Genomic DNA, 11,460 nt, shown 5'->3' with positions numbered 1-11,460 from the left:
GAACCCCTATCTCCTTGAGGGCGACCAAAAACTACCATGACATCGGGTGCCTGTTTGATATCAGGTTGTTTTTCTTTCGGAAACCAAAATAGGTCTCCAGCAATAAAAACATTGGGGTCATCTTTATAGATACCAGCAATGCCTCCGACTATAGTAGTGATAAAACGGAATTGAATGGTGTTTTCTGCCAAGGGTAAACCGTCACTTTCTGGATAAATTATTTCTGCTTCTTTTTCTTTTAAGAATGCCATTTGCCTAAGTCCTAGTAATATAAATCTTTTGATGAACTAAATGTTCGTATCTATAAACTTCTGCACTATTTCTAAAGGTAAGGAAAGACCATATGAAATTTGTTCAGCAGTTAAACCTATACTCAATAAACGAGGAAGAGCTTCTTGCTGCCATAAATAAGGAATAGCTTTTAAATTTCTTTCTCGTTCCGCCTTTTGACGTGCAGTTGCTTCTAAATCTCTTTCTCGTTCCGCCTTTTGACGTGCAGTTGCTTCCCGTTTTTTCTCCTCCATAATTTCTACATAAGTGCAAATACGTTCCCCATCTGGTCGGTAAATTTGTAATTCCTTACCAATTTTTTCAAAACGAATACCGATTTTCGGACTTACCCAACCCTCCATTTCTTCTATCTCATTCATCATTTTTCCTTGACGTAACCATCCTTTTAATCTCCCGCTCTCTGGGTAGTATACATAATATTCTTCGACTCCATATTCGGAATAAAACTCTAACCTTGTTACTTCCAACTCAGTAATAGTATTCCTAGGAGAAGCAATTTCAAATACTACCTGGGGAGGAATATTATCTTCTTCCCACTGTTTGTAGGAACTCCTATCTCCTTGAGGGCGGCCAAAAACTACCATGGTATCAGGAGCTTGTCTGATCTCTGGGTGTTTTTCTTTGGGATACCAAAATAAGTCTCCAGCAACAAAAACATTGGGGTTATCTTTGTATATAGCAGCAATTCCTCCCACAATAGTTGTAATGAAACGGAATTGAATGGTGTTATCTGCCAAGGGTAAACCGTCACTTTCTGGATAAATTATTTCTGGTTCTTTTATAAATTCCATTTCAGTTATTAGTAAAAGAGGGAACAGGGAATAGGGAACAGAGAATAGGGAATTTTATTTTTTTATTCCCTGCAAATAGTAGGTTATTGACCTTTTTTTTTGTCATTTTTAGTAACCGCTACTGGCTTTAAATCTACTTTTTATAGTAGCATAAATTGAGTTTTACAGGGAACAGAAAATGGGGAACGAAAATTTGCAATAGCTTATTTACCGAATCATTAATAATTATTAATTATTCAGGTTATAGCAGTCGAAGCAAAGGTCAGGAACTTATAAATCCTGAAACCTTCTGACAACTTACTATTCCCTATTCCCTATTGCCTATTCCCCAGAACGTAGCGCTATAAAAGCCTACCCCTTGAAAATGGAAAAAAAGTGCTAGGATATTTCCTGATTTTTAATCAAGCGCGGTTTTAACTAGAGGTAATATAGAATCCGGGTAATTAGTTATCGTATCGCTCTAGGAGTCAGGAGTCAGGAGTCAGGAGTCAGGAGAAAGAAAAGATTGGAATAGCATGAATTCTATAATTTGTATTCAGTAGAACATCTGTATTAAGAGAAAGTAATTTTGCAATTACTGTATAACCGGATTCTATATAATTATCAATTATCCATTATTCATTATTCATTATTCATTATTCATTAATCAATTATCCATCACCAAAAATATCATCTAATTTTTTACCTTTTGGAAGTTCGATAAAAACTCGATCGCCTGCTTTTATTCCTTGGAGAACTTGAATTTTATTGTCAATATTAAAACCTACAGTAACAGGTTGAAATTTCGGTTGATTTTTGGCATCGGGAATTAATACCCCAGTTTCTCCTTTTTTAGTAACGATCGCCACTGTCGGTACTACTAAGGCATTATCTAAGCGATCGCCTAAAAATTGTAAATCTACATTCATCCCTGACTGTAATTTTTCTTTACCAGTCTCTAGATCAACTCGCACTTCAAATAATGTTACGTCTCTTTCGACTATTGCTTCTGGAGCAATTAATTTCACCTTGCCTTGAAATACTTGATCGGGATAAGCATCAGCGACAATTTCTACAGTTTGCTCGGATTTAATTTGGCCTATATCTGCTTCTGGAACTTTTGCCAACACTTCTAAACCTCTAGCTAAAGCAACAATGGAAGTTGAGGAGGCAGAAGTAGCATTAGAAGCAGAGGTGGCAGGTGTCACGAACGCTCCTTTACTAGCATATCTTTGAGTAATAACCCCGGAAAAAGGAGCGCGAACTTTTGTCTCTTCTAATATAATTTCCTGATAGCGAACTTGTGCTTCTGCTTCGGCAACTTCAGCTTTTGCTCTATCAATTTCTTCTGGACGAGTACCATTAACCAACTCCTCTAACTGACTGCGAGCTTCGGCAACTTCAGCTTTTGCTCTAGCAATTTCCTCTGGACGAGTACCATTAACCAATTCCTCCAACTGACTGCGAGCTTCGGCAACTTCAGCTTTTGCTCTAGCAATTTCCTCTGGACGAGTACCATTAACCAATTCCTCCAACTGACTGCGAGCTTCGGCAACTTCAGCTTCAGCTTTAGCAATTTCCTCTACGCGAGTACCCTTTTCTAATAATTGAAAAGCCTGTTTTTCCTGTGCTACAGCAGCAGTTAAACGCTCTATCTCCGCTAGTCTAAATTGGGTGAGTTGTTCTAAACGTTTTTCCGCTTCCTGTAAATTAGCCTTGACTCGGCGATCGTCTCTCACATATTCTTCATAAGCATCGCGAGCGATCGCTCCTTCAATTTCCAACTTTTGATATCGCTCTAACCGTTTTGTCGTTAACTCTAACTCGGCTTTTGTCGCTTCTATTCTAGCTTTAGCTTGTGCAATTTCCTCTTCCATACTTCCAGTTTGAGCATCTTCCAAACGAGCGATCGCCTGTTCTAAACGCGCCTTTCCCTGAGCAATTTCTTCACGACGGTTTCCTGCTCGTAGTTGAGATAAATTAGCTTGAGTTCTATCGAAACGTGCCTTTGCGACAGCAATTTCTTCCCGACGACTGCCTGCTTGCAGTTGGGATAGACGAGCTTGCACTTGGTTTAAACGCGCTCTGGCAGCAGCAATTTCTTCGCGACGACTGCCTGCTTGCAGTTGGGATAGACGAGCTTCTACTTGATTTAAACGCGCTCTGGCAGCAGCAATTTCTTCTAGACGACTGCCAGTTTCCAGCCTCGCTAAGTTTGCCTTACTACTTTTAAGTCGAGCCTCAGCTTGACGAAGTTGGACTTCTAGTTCTCGGCTTTCCATACGGGCGATAACTTGGCCTGCTTGAACGCGATCGCCCTGTTCGACATATAATTGTGCTAAACGGCCTTGATTTTTTGGAGATAGGTTAACCCGTTGTATTGGTTGGACTTCTCCACTAGCTGTAATTCTAACGACTATATTTTGAGCTTGAACAGGTATCGTCAGGGTTTCGAGGACTTCTGGTTTGCCTCGAGACTGGTTACGAACTAGGTAGATACCTGTGGATAGGACTAAGAGTCCGACTGTTACTAGAGCGATCGCCCAAGGTTTGCCTCTATTTGGGCGCTCCTGGGGAGATTTTTCTTTAAGGCTATTTTGCTCTTGAGGTATAGTTGAGGCATAAGTTGTTTTGTCTTGGAGGCTAGTTTTCATCATCTTTTTCCTTCTCAAATTTTGGGAATTACTATTTCTATCTATGTTAATTTTTGACTAATTTATAATTATATGTTACATCTTATCGTAAAATCTTAGAGTTTGACTTTTAAGGCTAGCGCTTTGTAGCTATTAAGGATGCCTTGAAAAGTAAATATCTAGCCAGTCATCAGCCATCATTTACTAGGGCAAGGACAAGTGAAGTTAGAAGAATTAGAAGTATAGGAAAAAGCAGATGGGATAAACTAATATCAATGGCAAAAAATAATAGGATACTTCCTCAAGACTTCAGTTATGTTGACTATTTATATGGTAAACCTAGACAAATTGCTAAAGTTAAATCGGAACTTCAATTACCTTAAATTATCCTTATACTCTTAAGCAGATATTGGATGAAGATCGGCTATCAGAAAAACTATAAATTATTAGCTATTCTAAGTTTAGATATTTTTATTTTTGAGTTAGAGAGTTGAGATTCTCAGAAGGAGAATTATTGACACATTATGGAGTCGCAAGACTAGATATAAAAACTGATGATGATAAAATTAATAGAGAACAAAGTGGTTATTATTATACAGATAAGGTACGCGATGCTTCTGGTCAAATAATTATTCAAAAAAAAGTAAAGTGAAATTAGTTTAAGTAGCTTTAATTATGAATAAATAACTTGATAAATTGATTGAAGATTGCCTGCAAAAATTAGGTTATGAAAATTTCAAAAAGGAAATGATCGATGTTCTTACCAAGAATGAGGAGCAAGATGTTTTAACAATTATTGTTAATGAAGGTATTCATCCTAATTCACCTACACATAATCGTGGTGAAATTTATGTTGCTTCACGAGGAAGTCTTGATTTTAGTTCAAAATAAATTGTGGAAAAAGAGTTTAATAAAATCCTAATTAAAGTAGCCGAAAAACTTAAATCAAAACCTTGGAAAAAAGTTTATTTGGTTCCTTTTGGGCCTGCTGTATTATCAATGCAAATCAAGCTTCTTGTGTACAGAATTTTGTATATAGAAACCGTAGATTTTTTATATGCTGGACATGGAGTTTACTATGATTTAGATATAAATTTGAGATTAATTGCAGCACAGTCAAATCAATTCAAAATTCAAAATTATTAATTCTTGCATTATAATATCTGCCTAAAGTCAGAGGCTTGAAATAAGGAAAATATTTTTGATTTTTTCGTTCTACAGAACGACGCTTGAATCCTTAATTAGGGTTTGCTGAAAAAGCCTTTTTGTTGAGGTAGGGAGTAGTTAGGAGAAACGGAGAATTACAGAGCAGGTAGTCTGATATTTTGCCAGAGTGATTTTTCCGCACTTTTCAGCCCAAAATACTAACTTTTTCCACTTTTTAGACTGAAAAACTGGTATTTTTTGAGACTGAAAAAGGCTAAAATATTTATCAGTAAAGACTTTGAGATTAAGAGAGCAAACCCTAATTAAACAATTATTGAAATTAACTTATAATCAAAATTTTTGAACTTTGAATGCGTGAATTTTGAATTCAAAAAATGTTCATAAAGAAGTTTATACAAAAATAAAACATTTAACTATTTCAGGAATTTCTTAGTCATATACTCTCAAATGATATAGCACTACGCATTAAGGTTAGGACATTTATAAATCCTGTTTGCGCAGCATGACCTAGGAAAAACCCTTTGACAGTTTACTATTCCCTATTGCCTATTCCCTATTCCCTAGCGCTATAACTGATAATTGAATTCTCATCCCAATTTCCAAAGTTTAATACTTTTATCAAAACTACCACTAGCTAAAATTTCTCCATTCGGACTAAAAGCAACAGAATTAACCCACCGAGAATGCCCTTTAATAGTGCGTAAAAGTTTCCCTGTTTCTAGATGCCAAATTTTGATAGTATGATCCTTACTTCCACTAACTAAAGTTTGATTATCCGGACTAATAATTACAGAATTAACCTCATTAGAATGACCGCTTAAAGTTTGTAAAATTTTTCCTGTTTCTAACTGCCAAATTTTAATAGTTTTATCGCTACTACCACTAGCTATTTTGTTTCCATCAGGACTAAAACTTACAGATAAAATTCTGCCCTGATGACCGACTAATGTAGAAATTTCTATGCCTGTTTCTAGATTCCAAGTTTTAATATTATTGTGGCTACCTGTAACTAAAATTTTTCCATCGGGACTAATATTAATTCCATAAATACTGTCAGAATGCCCGCGAAAAGTATGCAGCATTTTCCCTGTAGGTAGATGCCAAATTTTAATAGAATCATCGCTACTACCACTCACTAATTTTTCTCCATCAGGAGTAATAGCAATAGAAGTAACTCGCATAAAATGACTTTGCAAAGTCAGTTCTGTTTCTGTTTCTAAATGCCAAATTTTAATCGTGCCGTCGTAACTTCCACTAGCTAATATATTTCCATCTTTGCTAATAGCGATCGCTACTACATCATTAGTATGACCTTCAATTATGCCTAATTCTTCTATTTCTAATTCTTCTCCTATTTCTAGATGCCAAACTTGAATAGTACCATCACCATTACCACAAGCTAAAACTTGCCCATCTTGACTAATAACTACAGAATAAACTCTTTCTGAATCTGTATTTAAAGTTGCTTCTAAGGAAACTCCATTGGGCAAACTTAACTTTAAATGTTTGGGGTGAATCCGAAAATAACCAACAAAATGACTGCCTCCTATAGCTAGGATTAAAATTATTCCTCCTACTAAAAATTTTCCTGAATTTTGAGAGAAAAATTTCTCTAGTTTGTCATCTTGAATTTGCCTTTGCTGATTTTCTGGAAAAATTCGTTCAGGATTTAATTTCTGTTGGAAATAACTAAAAATTTGAGTGGCAGCTAATCCCAACAATAAAATTCCAGTACCTAAGAATAATTTTCTCTGAATTGGATAAGATTTTTTTGGAATTAAAGGTTGAGATAAATTATCTTTTAAATTTGCTAATCTTTGTAAGAGTATCTGAGTATTTTTCGGCTGTTTGTCTGAAATTAAATCATCAATAAAATCTGCTAATTTTGGCGAGACATTAGGAACTTGGTTTCGCCAGTTTAATGTATTAGTATCAGAATTTAAGAACGTGGATGGAAGTTGACCAGTTAACAAATAAATAAAGGTATATCCTAGGGCAACAAAATCTGATTCTGCTGACTGTAATTCTAGAGAAAAATTAGTTAATGTTAATTGCCCATTGGGGCGAAGAATAATATTACTTGGTTGAATATTTTGATAGAAAAATTGTTTTTTGTGTAATAAATCTAAGATTTCTATGAGTTGAGTTAGCCATTCAAGAGCTAATTCTTGATCGAGAGGTAAATTGTTTTTTCCTAACCAAGTTTGTAGGTTTTCTCCAGGAATTTTTTCTATAACTAAACAGTGTAATTCTTGATTACTATTTCTCGGCAAAAATGTAAAATATCCACCAGGTTTTACTCGGGGAACTCCAGGATGATTAATTTCTGCTAATACTTTCGCTTGTTGTTGAAATTGAGAAATAAATTCTTGGCTATTGATGTTTAATACTTTGAGAATTTCAAGAGTCTCTTCTCCTTTTACTTCTACTTCATAGGTAGCTATCCCAAGATCGTCACTAATTTTTTTGACAGCTTGATATTGCCCTTCTATTAATAATTTTGAGCCACAAGCTGTACAGTATAAAAGGTTATTATGATTTTCTGGGTAAGAACAATTAGGATTAATACAGTAGCTCACGATCGCTGCCAATACTTTTTTCTAATTATAGCTAATTTTGGGTTTTATCTGTTGCTGACATAAAATTGTTTAGCAGTCTGGTTCACTTTTAAGTTGTAATATTTTGCTGGTAGAAGCATTTCATGTTGTGGAGCAAAACGCCATTACCGAATAATTAATAATTATTAATTAAATAATTCAGCTCCCTTCGCCTCCCCTTACCAATGGATATTTTTGTATCGCGCTTTTATTAATCAATAATTGATATTTTCCTATCCTGTTTTCATTATCCATTATCCATTAAAAAGATTTTCTTATTTTCAATTCCCTCAAGGTTTTAAGCAGAGGTAATATCCATTAATGAATTATCAATTAATGAAAGGAGTCAGGAGTTAAGAAGTCAGCTAGGGGAGCCTCGGATTGGCGAGATACATAATTTTTAATTTTAAAGATTTTCAGCTCAAATTAACTATTATAAAAATTTTCACAACCAATGCTCGGATTGCTTTTTTTTTAATTAACAGAACTTACGCTTTCCAAGCCAAGAAACCGGGTTTATTCCTTGATTATTGTCGCTCAAACAAACAAGCTTCGTTGATAAACCCGGTTTCTGCGTAAGTCATAATGAAAATGAAACTCTTATTAATTTGAATTGTAATTAAGGTAAACATTCAGCTATTAGCTGTCAGCTCTCAGCTTTTAAATGACGAGCTAGAAAAAGTCAACCCATAAAATTATGTAGTAGGAAACGTAGATATGACTCCATAGTTTACTAAGGTTAACTGATGAGCTTTTACCCATACTTTTAATTCTTTAAAATCTCTCAATTGCTTTTTCCTCCTTCAAAAATAATGAAACCGATCACTGAATGCTAAATGCTGACCCCTGACCGCTGAATGCTTGCTAATTAAGCTTGAAAATTCTCCCAAGGTTGTTTTCTTCAACCTAGTAAAAAAATGAACAAAAAAAGCAAGAGGAAGAGTTCAGAAAACCGGGCAATTTTTTTTACTATTCAACTATTTTTGTTAATAAAAAATCTTTTCTCTCTCATTTCACACCAACCATACCCTTTGTCCTTTTGAATTTTAACTTTGCCCATGAATTAGTGCTGCTAAACTTAGCTAATTATAATATTTATCTATGTTATAGCAATTCCCATACTTGTGAGGTACAAAATTCTAGGTTTTAGGGAACAGGGAACAGGGAACAGGGAACAGGGAATAGAATAAAAATAAAATATAGATGTACCATTAGACTCTGGGAAACGCTATATGTGTTATGTTTAAGGTAAATCTGTACAATTCAATATATGCCAAAAGTCAATAAGCAAAAGTCATAAGTTAAAACAATGTAAATGTATGAGTAGCCAAATTTTAATTGATAACTATTTAAGCGTGATTATTTGATAATCTGCAGTATGGAATTATTTGTAATATTATTTAAGTAAATTCATAAGGAATCTGTTCTAGTATAATCAAAATCTTTTACTATTACTTCAGAGATTTGACCGGAAAATAAAGGTATAAAGCCTCTCCATTCATGGAGAAAAAAGGAAAAAAATTCCTTTTAGCCAATCCTCTTCTTTATAAGAAGAGGTAATTATTAATTATTAATTATTAATTATTAATTATTGAATATAGCAATTGAAGCAAAGGGTGCGGACATTTCTAAATTATCAAACTTAGTCATAGATTATTTTTTTTTACTTTTTCATGGGTGACTTTTACTTTGTGCGTAGCGCTGTAGCGACTAAGGGTATACATGGTCTACTTCTAGTTTTAACGATACCTAACCCTAAGCACAGCAAAAATTTGACATTACCTCAAACTTATTCTGGTATCAAAGTATTTTTAAAACTTTAGTTTAACCTTACTGTTTTCTACTTTTGTTTTATGCTACATTCATACTGTATTTATAATTAATTATCTGTAAAGTAAAGTAGTAGTTTAGTGGGTAAAGCTTCGAGATTGTATAGCTAAAATTTTCATAAATCACCTATTTTTAACTAATAGTAGCGAAGCTCAAACTAAACTATAATTATCTATAAATCTATAAAAGTTGCCTCTAAAAACTCCTGAAAGAACATCATGCTCCACTACAAATTCACTTTTTTTACTATTACATGGTTGACTTTCTTTTGCTTTTCTCCAACTGCGAGTAGAGCTATAACTGATGATTCTAGCATAGGAGAATTTAGCAATCGTACCTTAACAAAAACAGAAAACCTACAACAATCTCATCAAAATTATCCAGTTACTCTGTATATTGCTCAAGATACTGATTCAAAAGGCAATGAATCTGAAAAGACAAAGAAAAAACAATCGAATTCCTCTGATTCAAAAGTGCCTCAACCAGTTCGTTTCATACTCAAAGCTCTTAGAGGACGAAAAACACTATTTCTGTTGAGCATCATATCTGTTCTGGTTACTGGTACAGCGGTATTTATTTTACTCAAGCTCTTTGACGATCATCAACCTAAAGATTTAGATCCAGAAGATATATCATCTCCAGAGAATATACCAGAAGCAACTTCACCCGAGCTAGAAAATAATTACCCCAATGTTAATACCCCTGAATGGCCAGCACCTCCCGAAGACCCTTCCATGGCCAATACTGAAAATTCTTTAGATTCTTTTGTTCCTACACCACAAGGGGACTCAGAGGAAAATGGTTATGTACCAATTTCCCAGAATAACTCCAAACCACATCATCAAGAAATTGAAGCAAAAACATTTCCTATAGTTGATGATAATTATTCTATTGATCGCCAAGAAAATAATAATTATGCACAAAAAGAAAATAATGATTATGAGCAACAAGAAACTCAATTAATAGTTGATGATAATTATTCTATCAATCGCCAAGAAGATAATAATTATGCGCAAAAAGAAAGTAATGATTATGAGCAACAAGAAACTCAGCTAATAGTTGATGATAATTATTCTATTGATCGCCAAGAAGATAATAATTATGCACAAAAAGAAAATAATGATTATGAGCAACAAGAAACTCAGCTAATAGTTGACGATAATTATTCTATTGATCGCCAAGAAGATAATAATTATGCACAAAAAGAAAATAATGATCATGAGCAAAAAGAAACTCAACTAAATTTATCAAAAGTAACTGAAAAAAATTCTATCGTTCAAGACTCAAACAACATTATTCAGCAAAATAATTATCCTTTGCCTCAAGTTAATATTGTTGAACAGTTGATTAATGATTTGCAAAATTTTGACTCTAAGAAACGACATCAAGCTATTTGGGAACTTGGGCAAAAAGGAGATTCTAGAGCTGTTCAACCATTAGTTAATTTACTGATCAATTCTGATTCTAAACAGCAAAGTTTAATCTTAGCAACTCTCTCAGAAATTGGCACTCAAACATTAAAACCAATGAGTAAAGCTTTAGCAATATCACTACAGAATGATAATGCGGAAGTCAGAAAAAATGCTATCCGAGATTTAACACGAATTTATGAGTTAATCATTCAAGTAACTAAACTATTACAACAAGCAGAGTATGACTCAGATCCGGAAGTTGAAAAAACCGCAAAATGGGCATTAGAGCAGTTAAATAGAATTCACACGAGGTGAAGGAAGTGTAGGGAGTGTGGGAAGTGTAGGAAGTCTTGACGTGCGGAATGTGGGTTATCAGAAACCGGGGAAAGTGGGAAGTAAATGTTAGTTTTGTAAAGCATTTGAGACTTTCCCCGGTTTCTCTGTTTTGGCTTTGGAGCATTATTTAAAAAACCGGGGAAAGTGGGAAGTAAATGTTAGTTTTGTAAAGCATTTGAGACTTTCCCCGGTTTCTCTGTTTTGGCTTTGGAGCATTATTTAAAAAACCGGGGAAAGTGGGAAGTAAATGTTAGTTTTGTAAAGCATTTGAGACTTTCCCCGGTTTCTCTGTTTTGGCTTTGGAGCATTATTTAAAAAACCGGGGAAAGTGGGAAGTAAATGTTAGTTTTGTAGAGCATTTGAGAAAAACCCGGTTTCTCTGTTTTTACTTTGGAGCATTATTTAAAAAACCGGGGAAAGTGGG

The 11,460-nt window shown here is 34.5% G+C and carries 6 protein-coding genes and 1 pseudogene; 3 read left to right on the top strand and 4 right to left on the bottom strand.

Features of this window, described 5'->3' with window-relative positions:
* The 3 genes and pseudogenes from F6K40_RS34915 to F6K40_RS34905 all read right to left on the bottom strand — a co-directional run.
* Positions 1 to 251: pseudogene (locus F6K40_RS34915) on the bottom strand (Uma2 family endonuclease); the annotation flags it as partial.
* Between the two features lie 36 nt (positions 252 to 287).
* On the bottom strand, positions 288 to 1,082 hold the full coding sequence (locus F6K40_RS34910) for a Uma2 family endonuclease (protein ID WP_293143146.1): 795 nt from the start codon (positions 1,080 to 1,082) through the stop codon (positions 288 to 290).
* Between the two features lie 650 nt (positions 1,083 to 1,732).
* Entirely contained in the window at positions 1,733 to 3,718 is a 1,986-nt protein-coding gene (locus F6K40_RS34905) for an efflux RND transporter periplasmic adaptor subunit (RefSeq protein ID WP_375340623.1), read from the bottom strand.
* Between the two features lie 723 nt (positions 3,719 to 4,441).
* Between F6K40_RS34905 and F6K40_RS34900 the strand changes: the two genes are divergently transcribed.
* Positions 4,442 to 4,585 carry a hypothetical protein gene (locus F6K40_RS34900; protein WP_293143143.1) on the top strand — a complete coding sequence of 48 codons (144 nt, stop codon included), beginning with the start codon at positions 4,442 to 4,444 and terminating at the stop codon, positions 4,583 to 4,585.
* Positions 4,586 to 4,588: 3 nt separating this feature from the next.
* The gene (locus F6K40_RS34895) at positions 4,589 to 4,840 is read left to right on the top strand and encodes a hypothetical protein (RefSeq protein ID WP_293143140.1); all 252 of its coding nucleotides are present in this window, start codon (positions 4,589 to 4,591) and stop codon (positions 4,838 to 4,840) included.
* Between the two features lie 608 nt (positions 4,841 to 5,448).
* Here the strand turns inward: F6K40_RS34895 and F6K40_RS34890 are convergent.
* Positions 5,449 to 7,452: a WD40 repeat domain-containing serine/threonine-protein kinase gene (locus tag F6K40_RS34890; protein WP_293143137.1), complete on the bottom strand. Its 2,004-nt coding sequence runs from the start codon at positions 7,450 to 7,452 to the stop codon at positions 5,449 to 5,451.
* 2,054 nt (positions 7,453 to 9,506) lie between these two features.
* Here F6K40_RS34890 and F6K40_RS34885 point away from each other — a divergent pair.
* The gene (locus tag F6K40_RS34885) at positions 9,507 to 11,015 is read left to right on the top strand and encodes a HEAT repeat domain-containing protein (protein ID WP_293143134.1); all 1,509 of its coding nucleotides are present in this window, start codon (positions 9,507 to 9,509) and stop codon (positions 11,013 to 11,015) included.
* Positions 11,016 to 11,460 lie beyond the last annotated feature (445 nt).

Source organism: Okeania sp. SIO3I5, assembly GCF_010672085.1.
Classification (GTDB): Bacteria; Cyanobacteriota; Cyanobacteriia; order Cyanobacteriales; family Microcoleaceae; genus Trichodesmium.
Note: the sequence above shows the minus strand (reverse complement) of the source record. Positions and strands in the feature narration are given on the sequence as shown.